Source organism: Sphingomonas sp. DMC6 (genome assembly GCF_056314225.1).
Genome location: NZ_JBQUYT010000002.1, coordinates 235898 through 252493 on the forward strand (window position 1 = coordinate 235898; position 16596 = coordinate 252493).

12 protein-coding genes and 1 tRNA gene are annotated in these 16596 nt (G+C 65.4%); 6 read left to right on the plus strand and 7 right to left on the minus strand.

Annotated features, from left to right (window positions below):
• Nucleotides 1–69: 69 nt before the first annotated feature.
• On the minus strand, nt 70–2148 hold the full coding sequence (locus ACT53M_RS04960; RefSeq protein ID WP_476231883.1) for a phosphocholine-specific phospholipase C: 2079 nt from the start codon (nt 2146–2148) through the stop codon (nt 70–72).
• 109 nt (nt 2149–2257) lie between these two features.
• On the minus strand, nt 2258–4897 hold the full coding sequence (locus ACT53M_RS04965) for a TonB-dependent receptor (RefSeq protein WP_476231884.1): 2640 nt from the start codon (nt 4895–4897) through the stop codon (nt 2258–2260).
• Nucleotides 4898–5058: 161 nt separating this feature from the next.
• Here ACT53M_RS04965 and ACT53M_RS04970 point away from each other — a divergent pair, with 161 nt between their 5' ends.
• The 5 genes from ACT53M_RS04970 to ACT53M_RS04990 all read left to right on the plus strand — a co-directional run bounded on the left by ACT53M_RS04970 (nt 5059) and on the right by ACT53M_RS04990 (nt 12927).
• Nucleotides 5059–5817: a DeoR/GlpR family DNA-binding transcription regulator gene (locus tag ACT53M_RS04970; protein ID WP_476231885.1), complete on the plus strand. Its 759-nt coding sequence runs from the start codon at nt 5059–5061 to the stop codon at nt 5815–5817.
• A gap of 68 nt (nt 5818–5885) precedes the next feature.
• Nucleotides 5886–7553, plus strand: a complete 1668-nt coding sequence (gene acpA / locus ACT53M_RS04975) for an acid phosphatase (protein ID WP_476231886.1) — start codon at nt 5886–5888, stop codon at nt 7551–7553.
• Between the two features lie 130 nt (nt 7554–7683).
• The gene (locus tag ACT53M_RS04980; protein ID WP_476231888.1) at nt 7684–9789 is read left to right on the plus strand and encodes a prolyl oligopeptidase family serine peptidase; all 2106 of its coding nucleotides are present in this window, start codon (nt 7684–7686) and stop codon (nt 9787–9789) included.
• A gap of 56 nt (nt 9790–9845) precedes the next feature.
• Nucleotides 9846–10553, plus strand: coding sequence for an alpha/beta fold hydrolase (locus tag ACT53M_RS04985; protein WP_476231889.1), 708 nt, complete (start codon nt 9846–9848; stop codon nt 10551–10553).
• A gap of 100 nt (nt 10554–10653) precedes the next feature.
• Nucleotides 10654–12927, plus strand: coding sequence for a S9 family peptidase (locus tag ACT53M_RS04990; RefSeq protein ID WP_476231891.1), 2274 nt, complete (start codon nt 10654–10656; stop codon nt 12925–12927).
• A 119-nt stretch (nt 12928–13046) separates the two neighbouring features.
• On the opposite strand, the gene ACT53M_RS04995 is transcribed toward ACT53M_RS04990, so the two are convergent.
• The 5 genes from ACT53M_RS04995 to ACT53M_RS05015 form a co-directional block, all read right to left on the minus strand.
• Nucleotides 13047–13262 carry a hypothetical protein gene (locus ACT53M_RS04995; protein WP_476231892.1) on the minus strand — a complete coding sequence of 72 codons (216 nt, stop codon included), beginning with the start codon at nt 13260–13262 and terminating at the stop codon, nt 13047–13049.
• On the minus strand, nt 13259–13438 hold the full coding sequence (locus tag ACT53M_RS05000) for a hypothetical protein (protein WP_476231893.1): 180 nt from the start codon (nt 13436–13438) through the stop codon (nt 13259–13261). Before ACT53M_RS05000 ends, ACT53M_RS04995 begins: the two co-directional genes overlap by 4 nt.
• 4 nt (nt 13439–13442) lie before the next feature.
• On the minus strand, nt 13443–13625 hold the full coding sequence (locus ACT53M_RS05005) for a hypothetical protein (RefSeq protein WP_476231894.1): 183 nt from the start codon (nt 13623–13625) through the stop codon (nt 13443–13445).
• 153 nt (nt 13626–13778) lie between these two features.
• Nucleotides 13779–14920 (minus strand): IS3 family transposase gene (locus ACT53M_RS05010; RefSeq protein WP_476231895.1). Its coding sequence is split into 2 segments (ribosomal slippage): nt 13779–14680 and nt 14680–14920, totalling 1143 coding nucleotides; the frame shifts between segments, so codons are not numbered across the junction.
• A gap of 62 nt (nt 14921–14982) precedes the next feature.
• Nucleotides 14983–15058, minus strand: a tRNA-Thr gene (locus ACT53M_RS05015).
• A gap of 200 nt (nt 15059–15258) precedes the next feature.
• Between ACT53M_RS05015 and ACT53M_RS05020 the strand changes: the two genes are divergently transcribed.
• A complete protein-coding gene (locus ACT53M_RS05020) occupies nt 15259–16530 on the plus strand; it encodes a PAS domain-containing protein (RefSeq protein ID WP_476231896.1) in 1272 nt (423 codons plus the stop codon).
• Nucleotides 16531–16596: the final 66 nt, after the last annotated feature.

Here is a 16596-nt window from a genome sequence, read left to right on the forward strand (position 1 = left end):
AAATCAAGCACGCAACGCTGCACCAGTACATTTTATTGTCGGACAACAAAGCGCACAGACCCTTGCGGCTCACGCCCGCGCGGGATCGGTGATGCCTGCCTTCCCGTCTTCCAGCCGCCCGGCGAGGCGACGGTGATAGCGGGGATGCGCATCGCTGGTGATGACCAGATCATACCAACCCTGGGTCGGCGCGAGCGACCAGTGCTGGCTGCCGCCGCCGGCGGGCGCCGTCCAGCCGGCATGATGTTCGGCATAGGCCCCCGGCGTCACCTGCACCCCGGCCGGCGCAGCCAGCGTCAGCGTGCCGTCGGCCAGCGTCCAGTGCAGCGCCTGCGCGCTCGCCCGGTCGCCGGCAAAGTGGCGGTGGAAACCATTGGGGCCGCGCACCCACAGGTCGTAGCGCCCCTCCTCGCCATCCAGCATCCATTCGCCCGCCAGCGTGGCGCCGGGCGCGACGGTGTAGCGGCGCGGAATGCGGTCGAGGTGCAACCGGTCATAGACGTGGAATACCGCTGCCTTGGTGCCCGTATTGGCGAAATCGAGCGCGATCCGGCCGGCGATGGCATCGACGCGGTCCTGCACCTCCAGCCGATAGGGGAGCGGGCGGGCAAGGCGCACGCCGCGTTCCTGCACCGGGCGGGTCGGCGCAGCGGGGGCCTGCGGCGCCACCTGCCCCTTGATCGCCAGTGCCGCTTCGCGCGCCTTGTGCGTATCGGGAAGTGCGGCCGCAAAATCGCGGAAATTGGGCCGGGCGAAATCAAACGCACCGGTAAGGTCGCCGCACACCGCGCGGCGCCAGGGCGAGATGTTCGGCTCCATCACGCCGAAACGGCGTTCGAGGAAGCGGATGACCGAAGTATGGTCCGCCACTTCCGAATGGACCCAGCCGCCGCGCGACCAGGGCGACAGGACATACATCGGCACACGCGGGCCCAGCCCATAAGGCCGGCCGCGCAGTTCAAGCTCGTCGCCCTCGGCACCCGGCGCGGGCAGGCGGTGATATTCGCCAGCGGTATCGACCGACGAGGCCCCTGCCCAGCCGCCCGGCGCATCGGGATCGGGCGAAGGCGGCGCGGGGGGCGGCACATGGTCGAAAAAGCCGTCATTTTCGTCGAACATCACGAACAATGCGGTGCGCGCCCAAACCTTGGGATCGGCGGTCAGCGCATCGATCACCTGCGCGATATAGGCCGCGCCCTGCGCCGGGCTCGACGGCCCGGGATGTTCGGAACCTTCGGCGGTGCCGATCACCCACGACACCTGCGGCAGGCGGCCGGCGAGCACGTCGGCCTTGAGGCGGTCGATCGCCTGCGTGCTGAGCGCGCGGTCCTTCAGCGCCGGGTCGCTCCCCGGTTCGCCGCGATACGCGCGGCGATATTGCAGGAAGTTCTGCACCGGATTGTCGCCGAAATTATCGGCCATGTCCTGATAATGGCGCCAGTCGATGCCGGCCGCCTGCAGCCGCTCGCCATAGGTCGTCCAGTGATAGCGCGGCTGGGCGGAATCGGGGCGGTCGAGCGAATCGTCGACATTGTCGATCACCGGTCCGCCGGCCTTGCCGTGCGGATCGTTGGTCGCGCTCCACAGGAACAGCCGGTTGGTGTTGGTGCCGGTCTGCACCGAGCAATGATAGGCGTCGCACAGCGTGAAGGCCTCGGCCAGCGCGAACTGGAAGGGAATGTCCTCGCGCGTGAAATAGCCCATGGCACGCTGGGTCTTCGCCTCCGGCCAATGGCCCATGCGGCCATGGTCCCACGCCGCCTGGGCGTTGGGCCAGTGATGCGGCGTGCCGGCCATGCGCATCAGTTCGAACTGCGCTTGGGTGGAAAGGTGGAAGGGATGAACGGCGCGCGGCGGCACGGCGGTGCGGTCCAACTGTGTCCACACGTCGCGCGGCGCACCGTCCGGGCCGGGCGCGACCGGAATCGGGAAGCGGTCGCCAAAGCCGCACACGCCGGAAAGCGTGCCGAAATAATGGTCGAACGCCCGGTTTTCCTGCATCAGGATGACGACATGGGCGACATCCTCGATCGTGCCCTTGCGCACATCGGCAGGGATGGCGAGCGCGCGGGCGATCGAGGCCGGCAACGATGCCAGCGTAGCAGCGCCAAGGCCGGTGCGAAGCAGCGCGCGGCGATCGAATGTCATCTGGGGCGTTCCTAAAAATCCTGGGTTCAACCGCGTCGCTACGCCGCCAAAACGACGCAATCGTGACGAGTCCGGGCGGGACCCCGAAGTGCCCCGCCCGGCCCGCGCATCACTGCCGGAAAGTGACGCTCAGATAATAGGTCCGCGGCGCCGTCTGATAGGCGACGGTGGCAATCTGCTGATCGCTGTGCGTGCCCCAATAGCTCGGCTGACCCGTCAGGTTCTTGCCGCCGAGCGACACGGTCACCGCATCGGTCACGCGATAGCGGATCGAAGCGTCGAGCGCGCCGATCGGCTGTTCCCATTCGTCCAGGCCGCTGGGCCGCAGGACGGTGAGACGCTTGCCCTGATAGTTGAAGTTGAGGTCGCCGCTCCACCGCGCCTTCTCGTAGGAAAGGCCGATATTGTAGATCCAGCGCGGCGCGTTGGGCAGCCACACCTTGCCCGGCACGCGGCCGGTGCCGCCCGGATCGGCCTCGCTATGCTGCCAGGTGACGTTGCCGTTGAGCCAGAAGCCCGCGATCAGCGCCTGCCGGCCACCGAACTCGATTCCCCAGACGGTGGCGGTGTTGCCGTTGACGGGCTGGGTGATGACCGTCTGGCCGCGCGTGGTGACCGCCGACTGGGCGCGGCCATACATGAAGCCATCGATCGACTTGAAGAAGCCGCCCAGGCTGAGCACCGTCGAGCGCGTGCCGTAATCGACATTGAGGTCGACATTGATCGCCTTCGCAGGGTGCAGATTGGGGTTGCCCTGGCTGATCGTAATCACCCCGGCACTGCGATCGATCGTGCTGGCGCCCGAAATGTCGAGGAAGTTGGGCCGCGCGAACGAGGTCCACACCGCACCGCGCGCGGCGATGGTCGCGTTCGGCCGCCAGTTGACGTGGATGCTCGGCAAGAAGTTGTTGTAGCTGGCGGTGCTGGTACCGTTGGGGCCACCATAGACGCGCGTTACCGATCCGTCCGGATTGGTGGTGGTCGTCAGATACTCGTTGTAGATTTCGGTCCGCTCGAACCGGGCGCCGACCGTAGCCGACAATATCTCGCTGCCGATCACCGCCATGGCATAGCCACTATAGCTGGTTTCGGTGCCGTAGCGCTTGTTGAGGTTCCAGGGGTAATCGGCGTCGGTCACCTGCGGCGCGGCTTCGAGCAGGCGCAGCGCCTGATCCATGTTAAGGATCGTGCCGAAGCGCGTGTTGCCGCTATACTGGCCACCCTGATAGCTGTCGATCGTACCGCCCAGCAGATAGGGCAGCGTCGACAACGGGGTGCCCAGCTTCACGCTCTGGAACTGATACTGGTCGCCGTTCAGGATGTCGGCGATCTGGTGCTGGTTGTAGCGGCGGCTGGCGCGGCGGATGCGCAGGCCGGCCTTGGCCGAGCGCAGCAGGCCGGCATCTTCGGGCTCCCATGTCAGGTCGAACCGGCCGAACAACTGGTTGTCGGTCGCGCGGCGGTTATACAGTTCCGCATCGCTCAGCCCCAGATTGGCGACATTGTACATCGCCCGCGCCTGCGCGTCGCTCAGCACCCATTTCGGATAGCGCGGGTTGGTCGCCTGGAAATTGATCGTGCTGTTGAACGTCGGATCGGTCGAGGAGTCCGAATTGAACTCCATATAATATTGCTGCGGCGTGCTGGTGCGACCGTAGGAATAGGCAAAATCATAGCTGGCGGTCAGCGCGCCTAACTTGTTCGATCCGCCGAAGCCGACGGAGCCCAGCCGGTTGTCCTCTTCCTTGATTTCGGCGCCGATCAGGGTGCGGAAGCCGTTGATGTTGCCATTGTCGTCGAACCGGTCGAGCACGTTGATGTAATCGTGCCGCTGCGGGTTCTTCCACCGCTCATAGGATGCGCGCAGATAGAAGCGATTGACATCGTCGGGGCGGAATTCCAGCATCCCGTCACCACCGAACTTGGTGACATTGTTGGTGAACTGGTCGAGCCCGTGGCTCACCAGCGTCAACTGCCGCGGATCGACGACCTGCGTGTCGCTGGCGTTGGCCGGGCGCTGCCAGCTGTTCGCCTGATCGGGGTTGGTGTTGCGCGCGGCGATCGTCTGGCGGTGCGAATAGAAGCCGGTGACCAGCAAGCCCAGCCGCTTGTCCCTGTCGAGGAAGGTCGAGAAGCCCGCCGACAGATCGACCGGCGCCTTCTGCGTCGATTCGTCATAGCCGACCCGTGCCGACGCCATGCGCCAGCCGGTGGGGTGATCGAACGGGCTGGCGGTGCGGATATCGACCGTCGCGCCCAGCGCGTCGCCGTCGAGATCGGGCGTCACCGTCTTGATGATCCGCACCGACGAAACCGCATCGGGCGCGAACAGGTCGAGCGCGACGGCGCGGCTGTCTTCGGCGGTCGGCATGCGGACGCCGTTCAGCGTGTAGACGTTATAGGCCGAATCGAGCCCGCGCACGGTGATGTAGCGCGGCTCGGCATTGCCATAGGAAGTGACGACGCTGATGCCCGGCAGGCGCTTCAGCCCGTCGACGACGCTGTTGACCGGCACCGCGGAGAGCTGTTCGGACGAAATCACTTCGGCGACGATGGTGGCGTCATGCTTTTCCCGCTCTGCCGATTGCTGCGCGGCGCGGCCGGTGATGACGACCTGATCTTCCCGCTCGCTCTCCGCCGTGGACTGGGCAAGGGCCGGGCTTGCGGCGAGTGCCAGCATGGCCGTGCCGCCCATCAGAAACAGGCGTGCGCGATCGCCCGCCGAAGCGCATTGCGCTTTGGTGCTCATGTCGATTCCCCTCGTGGCTCGACGCCCCCTTTTGGCGTCCTCGACAGCGGAATTAGGCACGATCTGCTACGCGATTGTGACATTGAAAGTCAAAAGCCACAATTTTTGTGGAAACGGCCACACAAAATGATAGAGTCGCAGATAGCGGGGAGGAGACAGGCATGCGACGGCAGGACCGACAGGAACAATTGCTCCGCGCGCTGGAGGCGCAGCGGAACTGCACGATCGGCGAACTGGCTCTGCGTCTCGGCGTGTCGGAAGAAACCGTCCGGCGCGACGTCAAGGAACTCGAAGCCCAGGGCAAGGTGCACAAGCTGCACGGGGCGGTCCGCCTGCCCGACATTGCGTTTGAAACACCGTTCGATACCCGCGTGAACGAACAGTTCGCGGCCAAGGCGGCAATCGCCCTCGCCGCCGCGCCGCTGATCGCCGATAACAGCGCGATCTTCATCGATAGCGGCAGCACGTCGCTGCATGTCGCCCGGGCGCTGCGCGGGCATCGCCAGCTATCGGTGCTGACCAACGCGATCGACGTCGCGCACGAGCTTTGTTCGATCAACAACAACCGCGTGTTTCTGGCGGGCGGCGAAATCGATAAGGATTACCGCGCCGCTTTCGGTGCCGAAGCCGATGCCTTTCTCGGGCGGTTCACGCCGGAAATCGCCATCCTGTCGATCGGGGCGATCGACGCCGAACTGGGGCTGATGGACTTCCATCTGGGTGAAGCGGCGATCAAGCGGAAAGTCGCCGGGCTGGCACGCTGGGTGGTGCTGGTGGCCGATGCTACCAAGCTGGGCCGTCAGGGCCTGGTGCAGACCTGCGCGTTCGACATGGTGGACATATTCGTTACCGACGGGCCGGTGCCGGAGCCGTTCCGCACGCGCTTTGCCGATGCGCGCATCATCGAGACGGGCAACTGAACCGGCGCTCGCAATCCCGTCACATTCTGCTGCCAACAGCCGCAAGGCGGTAAAAGGAGACAGGCCGGATGAAGGACGAGACGACGCGAGCGGAACAGGGCGCCCCCATCGGCACCGGCGAAGACCGGGTGCCCGATCAGGACCGCCGCACGCTGCTCGGTACGTTGGGTCTGGCCGGACTGATCGCCGCCACACCAGGCGAGGCGAAGACCGCATCGCCGGCCCCTGTAACGGACAAGGCACTCGCGCAGATCGAAACCGTGGTGGTGATCTATGCCGAGAACCGCAGCTTCAACAATCTGTTTGCCGATTTCCCGGGCCTCGCCCAGCCGTTGTCGGCGGTGTCGCCCGAACGCGCCGCCCAGCGCGACCGGGACGGCAGCGTGCTCCCCAGACTGCCCAAGGTGTGGGAAGGCATGGTGCCTGACGAGCAGGTGGTCGAACATCGCAGCTACAAGATCGGGCCGGATGATCTGGCGCCGCTGCCCAATGCGCCGTTCGCGCTCAGCACCCCCGAAGGCGACCCGCTGCCGCACGGCGTGGTGACGCGCGATCTGGTCCATGCCTTCTACAACAACCAGCTGCAGATCAATGGCGGCCGCAACGACGGCTTCGTCGCCTGGGGAGACAGCGGCGGCCTCGTGATGGGCCATTATGGCGACACCTCCGCCAAGCTGCGCCTTTGGCAGATCGCGCGCGAATTCACGCTGTGCGACAATTTCTTCATGGGCGCGTTCGGCGGCTCCTATCTCAACCACCAATATCTGATCGCGGCGCGCCCGCCTTATTATCCGAACGCCGACAAGAGCCCCGCCAAGGGCCGCATCGCCGAAGTGGAAGGCAATGACCCCAAGGGCATTCGCCTGAAGCTGAAGCCCAAATCGCCTGCCAGCGCGCTGGATGGCCCGCCCGATTTCGTCCCCAGCTCGCTGACGCCCGATTTCTGGTCGGTCAACACGATGCTGCCGCCCTATGCGCCAACCTATCAGCTCGATCCGGAACGGCCGGGCTATGCCGACTGGAGCGACGCCAAGACGATGGTGCCGCAGCACCACGAGACGATCGGCGACCTGCTTACGGCGCGCGGTGTCGGATGGGCCTGGTATGCCGGCGGCTGGGGCGCTGCGCTGGCCGGTCACGGCACCGACGGCAGCTTCCCCACCCGGCCGAATTTCCAGCCGCATCACCAGCCGTTCAACTATTTCGAACAATTCGCCCCCGGCACCAAGGCGCGCGAAGCGCATCTGCGCGATGCCGGCGAAGGCGAAACGCCGCGCACCAACCATTTCCTGGCGGATGTCGCAGCCGGCACGCTGCCGGCGGTCACTTTCTACAAGCCGCAGGGCAATCTCAACATGCATGCCGGCTATTCGGACGTCGATGCCGGCGACCGCCACATCGCCGTCATTGTCGATGCGCTGCGCCGCAGCCCGCAATGGGACAAGATGCTGGTCGTCATCACTTTCGATGAAAATGGCGGCTGGTGGGACCATGTCGCGCCGCCCAAGGGCGACCGCTGGGGCCCGGGCACGCGCGTGCCGGCGGTGATCGTCTCGCCCTTCGCCCGCAAGGGGCATGTCGACCACAGCATCTACGACACCGGATCGATCGCGCGGTTCCTGACCCGACGCTTCGGGCTCAAGCCGCTGCCGGGCCTGATCGAGCGCGAGCGCGCGATGATCGCCGCCGGCGGCCCGCCGCCGGGTGACCTCACCGCGGCACTCCAGTTCGGCTAAGATACGCGAGCCAAGATACGAAAAGCGTGCGTGTTCGCGCGCACGGGCTTGCAGGATCGCCGGCGTGGCAACATGCTGGCGGTCCTGGTTCGCCGGGCAGCCTGCCCGGCCAATGGAGAAACATGCTCCCATGCGCCTGACGCTTCTTGCCGCCCTGCTCGCCACCAGCCTGCCCGCCGCCGCGCTGGCGCAGACTGCCCCGGCCGACCCCTATCTTTGGCTCGAACCCTTCTCCTCGCCCCAGGCGATGCAGTGGGTGGATGCGCACAACGCCGCCACCACCAAAAGGCTGGAGGCCGATGCCCGATACAAGACGCTGTACGACGAGGCACTGACCATTGCGGGCTCGCGCGACCGCATCCCCTTCCCCAGCTTCCTGCACGGCGAGATCTATAATTTCTGGCAGGATCCGGAGCATCTGCGCGGCATCTGGCGCAAGACCTCGCTCGCTGCCTATCGCACGGCCGATCCGCACTGGACGACGGTGTTGGACGTGGATGCACTGGGCAAGGCGGAGGGCAAGAGCTGGGTGCTGAAGGGCACGCCCTGCCTGGAACCCGAACAGCAGCGCTGCCTGGTCATGCTGTCCGATGGCGGCGAAGATGCCGTCGAAGTGCGCGAGTTCGACCTCGACAGCGGCAAGTTCGTCGACGGCGGATTCCACCTGCCGCGCGGCAAGCACCGCATCGCCTGGGAAGACCGCGACCATCTGCTGGTGGCAACCGACTGGGCACCGGGCGACCTGACCCCCTCCGGCTATCCGTTCATCGTCAAGCGGCTGACGCGCGGCCAGCCGCTCTCGGCCGCCGTCGAAGTCTATCGCGGCGAACAGCAGGACGGCGGCTATGGCGTCAGCCCGGCTATGATGCGTGACGGCCAGGGGCGCCAGCTCGGCGTCATCGAGCGGCCGCTCGATACGTTCCGCCACCAGACCTATGTGCTCACCCCGCGCGGTGCCGAGCGGCTCGCCATCCCGGACAAGGCCTCGGTCGTCGAGCTGGTCGCCGGTCGCGTGATCGTGCAGCTCGACGAGCCTTGGTCGGCGGGCGGCGCGAGCTTCAAGGCAGGTTCGCTGGTGCAGCTCGATCTTGACGCGGTGCTGAAAGCGCCTGGCGCGCTCAAGCCCAGCCTCGTCTGGGAACCGGGCCCGCGCGACGCGCTCGACGGCGTCTCCTCCACCCGCGACAAGCTGCTGATCAACACGCTCAGCAACGTGCGTGGGCGTGCCCTTGTTTATACCCCCAAGCCCGATGGCGGCTGGACCGCGAGCCAGTTGCCGCTGCCGGACAATCTCTCGATCGGCTTCGGATCGGCGGACAAGAAGTCGAACCGCACCTTCGTCAGCGCCAGCGGCTTCCTGACCCCTTCGACGCTCTACCTTGCCGATATCGACAGCCAGACGCTCGACAAGGCCAAGTCGCTGCCGGCCAAGTTCGATGCGTCGAACGATGTGGTCGAACAGCTCGAAGCGACATCGACCGACGGCACGCGGATTCCCTATTTCGTGGTGCATCGGAAGGACATCAAATATGATGGCACCACGCCGACCATCATGACCGCCTACGGCGGCTTCCAGGTCAGCGAGACCCCCTATTATTCGGGGACGAACGGCAAGCTATGGCTGGAGCGCGGCGGCGCCTTCGTGCTGGCCAATATTCGCGGCGGCGGCGAGTTCGGCCCCGCCTGGCACGAGGCCGGCATCGGCACCAAACGCCAGATCATCTATGACGATTTCGCCTCGGTGGCGAAGGATCTGTTCGCCCGCAAGATCACCAGCCCGCGCCGGCTGGGCATCGAAGGCGGGTCGAACGGCGGGCTGCTGATGGGCGTGGAGTTCACCCAGCATCCCGAACTGTGGAACGCGGTGCTGATCGAAGTGCCGCTGCTCGACATGATCCGCATTTCGAAGATCGCCGCCGGCGCCTCGTGGCAGGGCGAATATGGCGACGTGAATGCCGATCCCGCCGTGATGGCGTTCTGGCTCAAGACCTCGCCCTATCACAATCTGAAGAAGGGCGTGCGCTACCCCGAACCGTTCATCTTTACGACCACCAAGGACGATCGCGTCGGGCCCCAGCATGCCCGCAAGTTCGCCGCGCGGATGGAGGAGATGGGCCTGCCCTTCTTCTATTACGAGAACACCGAGGGCGGCCACGGCGCAGGCGCCGACCTGAAACAGGCGGCGCGAACCACCGCACTGACGATGACCTACATGGTCCAGAAACTGATGGACTGAACCCCGCGGGGGCGCGATGGCGCCCCCGTATATCCCTGGAGAGGAACGAAAAGACCATGCCCCAGCCGAGCCTTGCCTTTCTCTGCGGCTTGCTGAGCGATGCGCGGGTATGGGAGCCCGTGGCCGAGCGACTGCCGGAATGCCAGAAGAAGCAAATCTTCGCCTTTCCGGGATATGATTCGCTGGCAGCGATGGCGGCATCGGTGCTGGCGTCGGTGGACGGGCCGCTGATCCTGATCGGCCATTCGATGGGCGGCCGCGTCGCACTGGAAGCGGTGCGCCAGGTGCCGGAACGTATCGCCGGGCTGGTGCTGGCGAATACCGGCGTCCATCCCGTAGGCGAAGCCGAACCCGCCGGGCGGCAGCGCCTGATCGACATCGCCGAAGCGGAAGGCATGGCTGCCCTCGCGGCCGCGTGGCTCCCGCCGATGATGGGGGCCAGCCCGGAGCGGGTCGCCGCGCTGATGCCGGACCTGACCGCGATGGTCACTGCCTATCCGCGCGAGGCCTATCTCGGCCAGATCGCCGCCCTGCTCGGCCGCGCCGATGCGGGGCCGGTGCTGGCCGGCTATAAAGGCCCGGTCCTGTTGCTGACTGCGGAACAGGATCGCTGGTCGCCGCCCACCCAGCACGAGGCAATGCACCAGCTCGCGCCGCATGCGACGCTTACCATCGTGCCCGGCGCCGGACACATGCTGCCGGTCGAGGAACCCGACGCAGTGGCGGCGGCGCTGAACGACTGGCTGAAGACCGCGACAGCCTAGCATTGCGGCGGCTGCCATTCGGCAGCTCAGAAAAGTATACCATGTACAAAATGGGCGACAGGGCTACGGTGTCCGCATCTGGCATGGAATGGACTACCCGATGCGCGCTTCTTTTCTGGTTTCCGCCTGTTTACTCTCGCTTTGCCCGCTGATCGCCCCGCCGCGGGTGGCGGCACAAGTCACGGAACAAGCGGCTGCACCCACAACGAAGCTGTCGGTCCAGTCGATCTTCGGGCGTGGCGCGGTGCGCGAACAATGGGTGCGCGACAGCCGCTGGGGCGAGGACGGCGAAAGCTATCTCGCAGTCGAGGATGCGCCGACGAGCGGGCAGGATATTGTCCGCTACCGCATCAAAGACGGACAGCGGACCGTCGTCGTTCCCGCCACTGCGCTGGTGCCCAAGGGCGCGGACAAGCCGCTGGCGATCGACGGTTATGCATGGTCGCCCGATCACCGGTTGCTGCTGATCCAAACCAATAGCCAGCGGTTCCGCCGTACCCCCGCGCTCGCCGATTACTGGCTCTACGAACCGGCCACGCAGGCACTGCGCAAAATCGGCGGCGATGCGGCGGCATCCAGCACCCTCTATGCCAGCTTTTCGCCCGACAGCAGGCGCATCGCCTATGTCTATCGCAACAACCTCTATGTCGAACCGGTCACCGAGGGCGCCCCGGTGCAACTGACCCGCGACGGCGACGACTATGTCGTCAACGGGCTGGCAGACTGGGTCTATGAGGAAGAATTCTCGCTCCACCGCGCCTTCGAGTGGAGCCCGGATTCGAAGCGCATCGCCTTCTGGCGGTTCGACACGCGCGGCGTCGGCACCTTTTACATGATCAAGAATACCGGCAGCCAATATTCGCAGCCCATTCCGCTGCAATATCCCAAGGCGGGCACGACCAATTCGGCTGTGACGGTCGGCACGGTCGACATCGCCGATGGCAGCACCCGCTGGTTCAAGCTCGAGGGCGATCCCCGACAGAACTACGTGCCGCAGATGAGCTGGGCGGGCGGATCGGACGCGGTGTTCATCCAGCAATCCAACCGGCTGCAGAACAGCTTCACCGCGCTGCTCGGCGATCCCGCCACGGGTGCGGTCAAGCCCGTGATGGTCGAGCGCGACGCCGCCTGGGTGGAGGCCAATGCCGCGCCCGAATGGCTGGCGGGGGGCAAACGCTTCACTTGGCTTTCCGAGCGCGACGGCTGGCGGCACCTCTACACCATCGACCGCGAGACCGGCCGCGCGACACTGCGCACGCCGGGCGCGTTCGACGTGATCGACCTGCTGCGCGTCGACGAGAAGGCGGGCTATGCCTGGTTCATCGCCTCCCCCGACAATCCCACCCAGCGCTATCTCTATCGCACCACCCTGTCGGGCACGCCCAGGGTCGAGCGGCTGACCCCGGCCGGCCAGCCGGGCACCCACAGCTATGACATTGCCCCCAGCGCGCACTGGGCGCTGCACACCGTGTCGCGCTTCGACGCGCCGCCCGTGACGGACATGGTCGACCTGACCCGGCAGACGTCGCTGCGGACGCTGGTGACCAACGCGCCGCTGGCGAAGCTCGTCGCGAGCACCGGCCTGTCGCCCACCGAATTCTTCCGCGTCGACATCGGCGGCGGGACCCAGCTTGACGGCTGGCTGATCAAGCCTGCCAATTTCGACCCCACCAAACGCTATCCGATCCTGTTCTACGTCTACGGCGAACCCTGGGGCCAGACCGTCGGCGATCACTGGCAAGGCTCGCAGGGCCTGTGGCATCGGATGTTGGCGCAATCGGGCTATCTGGTCGCCAGCATCGATCCGCGCGGCACCGCCACCCCGCGCGGCCATGACTGGCGCAAGAGCATCTATCGCCAGGTCGGCATCCTGGCTTCTGCCGATTATGCCGCCGCGGTGCGCAAGATGCTGGAGACGCGCCCCTATATCGACCCGGCGCGCATCGGCATCTGGGGATGGAGCGGCGGCGGCGCGATGACGCAGAATGCGCTGTTCCGCTATCCCGATCTCTACAAGACCGGCATCGCGGTGGCCGGGCCGACCGACATGCGGCTCTACGATACCATCTATCAGGAGCGGTATATGGGCCTGCCCGAGGACAATAAGGACGGGTACCGCAACGGCTCGCCGATCACTTTCGCGGACCGGTTGCAGGGCAATCTGCTGCTGATCCACGGCACCGGCGACGACAATGTCCATTACCAGAATATGGAACAGCTGGTCGACCGGCTGATCCGGGCGAACAAGCAATTCACGATGATGGCCTATCCCGACCGTACCCACGGCATCTACGAGGGCGAGAATACCACCATCCACCTCTACACACTGATGACCCGCTATCTGGAGACGAACCTGCCGCCCGGGGGAAGGTGAGGTTTCGAACTGCGGGACGCTGGATTTGCGCCGTCGCAGCACGAAACCGTACCTTGCGCACCGCCAGTAAGAAGGACCGATGCGCATGTCCGCGCGCCGGTCCTCTTGCGAAGGTGGGATCAGAAGAAGACACGCGCCGAACCGGAGACAGTGCACCCGTAGAGCGGCCGCGATATCACCACGCCCGATGCCGGCAGGGCCCCTTCCGAGATGCCCGTGATGGCGCGGGTGTTCAGCAGGTTGCTGGCATTGATCCCCAGTTCGAACCGGTCTGCAGAGCAAACCTGTGCGAACAGCCCGACGGTGGTATAGCCTGGCATCCGCAGCTGGTTCACGTCCTGGGTGAAGCTGCGGTCGTGCCGATGAAGCTCGCCCCGATCGTGAACCGCTTGGGATCATATTGCGGCGTCAGGCCGTAGATCAGCTTTGGCTGGTTCCGCGGCGTGTTGCCCACCAACGCGGGATTTTCCGCACGGCGGATCTTGGCCTCGGTATAGGTGGCATGCGCCATCAGGTTAAACCGCCCGCGGCGGAAACCGCCTTTCGAACTCCAGACCATAGGCCGTGTAAGCACGGGTGACGGCGCTCAGCTCGAGCTGTCCGGTCGCCGGATTGGTAGCGATCTGCGAGTTGGTGTCGTCGGTCAGCGCATGGAAGCTGGTAAGATTCAGCACCACGCCGTTATGCCGGTATTTCACACCGATTTCCGCCTGCCGCACGGTGTCATCACCCGCCGAGGGATTGACCAGCGCACCGGTGACGGTGCTGACCGCCGGGGTGAACAGGATCTTATCGGCCGCAGCCCGGGCGCCCAGGCTGTAGCGCGCTAAAACTGAGTAGCCCCTAGTTTTCTAGACGCCTTCCGCCTTCAGAACCTGCTGCCGTTCGAACTGGACGGGCGACAGCATCCCGTTCCTGACCTGCTTGCGCACCGGGTTGTAGAACATCTCGATGTAATCGAACACGTCCTGCCGGGCTTCCTCGCGGGTTTTGTACGGTCGACGCCGGATGCGCTCCCGCTTGAGCGAGGAGAAGAAACTCTCCGCGACGGCATTGTCATGGCAGTTGCCGCGGCGGCTCATCGAGTGCTCAAGATTGTGCGCGCGTAGGAAGGCAGCCCAGTCCATGCTGGTGAACTGCACGCCCTGGTCCGAATGGATCAGCACCCCGTGCCTCGGCTTACGGCGCCATACCGCCATGTGCAGTGCCTGCAGCACCAGATCGGTGGTCTGCCGGCTCTGCATCGACCACCCGACGACGCGGCGGGAATACAGGTCGATCACGACCGCCAGATAGGCGAAGCCTTCCAGGGTGCGAATATAGGTGATGTCTGTCACCCAGGCCTGGTCGGGCACAGCCACGTCGAACTGGCGATCCAGCGTGTTGTCGACCGCCAGGGACGGCTTGCCGCCATGGCTGCCGGGCCTGCGCTTGTAGCCGATCTGCGCGTTGATGCCCGCCAGCCTGGTCAATCTGGCGACCCGGTTCGGGCAGCAGGTCTCGCCGTGATCCAACAGGTCGTCGTGCAGCTTGCGGTAGCCATAGACCCTGCCGCTGGCGTTCCACGCCCGCCGGAGCAGCTCCGTCTGCAGAGCATCTTCCCGAGCCCGCTGGCTCAGCGGGCTCTTTTGCCACGCATAAAAGCCACTTGGCTGCACGGCTAGGCACCGGCACATCGCCCGCACGCCAAAACGATTGCGATGCTCGGCAATGAACGCGTATCTCACTTTGCATCCCGAGCGAAATACGCGGTGGCTTTTTTTAGGATGTCGCGCTCCTCGGTCACCCGGGCCAGCTCGCGCTTCAGCTGGCGGATCTCCGCATCCTTGCCGGCATCGCCTGACCCCGCCTTCGCCAGCTGCCGCTTCCACGAATACAGCGAGTGCTGGCTGACGCCCAGACGCTGCGAAACCTCCGCTACCGGATAGCCGCGCTCGGTGATCTGGGCCACCGCGTCACGCTTGAATTCATCGCTGAAATTGGGCTTCCCCATCGTCGCCTACTGTCCTCAAAATTAGGATCCAAGGCGTCCAGAAATCTAGGGGCTACTCAAAGTGGTGCCGCTTACAGGACTCGAACCTGTGACCCCCGCATTACGAATGCGATGCTCTACCAGCTGAGCTAAAGCGGCCAACCGTCGGGCGTGTTTGCCCGGGAGAGCGGCGCCATTATCAGCAGGATCGGCGGCTGGCAAGCGCTGCGTCGCGGCGATGGCGCGCAAAAACGCAGTCATCCCTGAAGATTGCTTTTACGCGCCGTTTACCATGCAGGGTGCAAAAGCATGTCCGATCAGTTTTTTCGGGCCCGCAAGGTCCGCATTGGAGCACGCGCATGAACATGGCCCGCGGCATCAGGCATCCGCTCGAATCGCACGATGCGAACGGGCCGGACGACGCCGTCATTGATCGCCCGATCGAAATCGGCGGCGACGAACGCCGCATGCATGTGCGTGCCTATAATCACTGGGTCTCGCTGCTGGGCGGCCGGGCCTATCCCTCTATCGAAGACCTCGATCCCGAGAATATCGCCGATTTCGGCCCGAACAGCGTGCTGCTCGACTTCTCGAAGGGCATTGAAGATCCGGAAATCCGCTATCTGGGGCGGGCGCTGCGCGAGGAGTGCGGCGTTGACACGTCGATCACCAACGTCGGCCAGGTGCCCACGCGGTCGCTGCTGTCGCGACTGACCGACCATTATCTCCAGATCATCGCGAATCGCGCGCCGATCGGCTTTGAAGCCGAATTCGTCGGCCAGCGCGGCCATAATACGCTGTATCGCGGCATCCTGATGCCGTTTTCGTCCGACGAGGACACGATCGACTTCATCTATGGCGTGATCAACTGGAAGGAGCTGGTTGACGCTGTCACCCAGGCGCAGCTGAACGCCGCCATGGAAGATGCGCGCCGTAACACGCCGCCGCCGCCGGTCCCGGCCGCGGTATGGGCGGATGGGCCCAGCGCCGGTTTCGGCGCCCCCGCCACGCCTGACCTGCCGCGCACCGAACTCAGCTCGACACTGGCTGACCAGCTGATGCTGGCGCGGGAATCGGCGGCTGCCGCACGCGCTTCCGATCTGCGCGGCCGGGCGGCGCTGTATCGTGCGCTGGACCGTGCCTATGCCTTCGCGCTCGCCACCGAAGGCGACGGGGAAGCCTATGCCGCGCTGCTCGAAGAGGCCGGATTGACCGCCCAGGCGCGCGCGCCGATGACGCCGATCGTCAAGCTGGTCTTCGGCGCCGATTACGACAAGACGCGGCTGACGGAGTTCGCTGCGGTACTCACCCATGCCAAGCGCATCGCCGTGCCACAGGGCGGGCTGGATGCGTTTCTGGAAATCACCCCTGGCGGCATCAAGGGCGTGGTGAAAGCCGAGCGCGAAATGCGCCGCAAGCCGGCCAATCCCGCGCGGCAGGCCGTGTTCGCCCGCGCCGCCCAGGCACTGCGCGATCGCCCGGTGCTGGCGCATGTCGAACTGCCGGTGGGCAGCGAGGATGAGTTCGTGCTGCTGCTGGCGCGTGCAGGCCAGGCGGGGCTGGACATCGTCGCCGCGCTGGATGGCGATCCGGGGCTGACGGAACGCGCGGTTCGCCGGGCTGCCGCCTGACTCGCACACCCCGGGGGGCGCGCTTTTGCGCCCTTTCTCCGACATTTTCCAGACTTGAGGTGACAT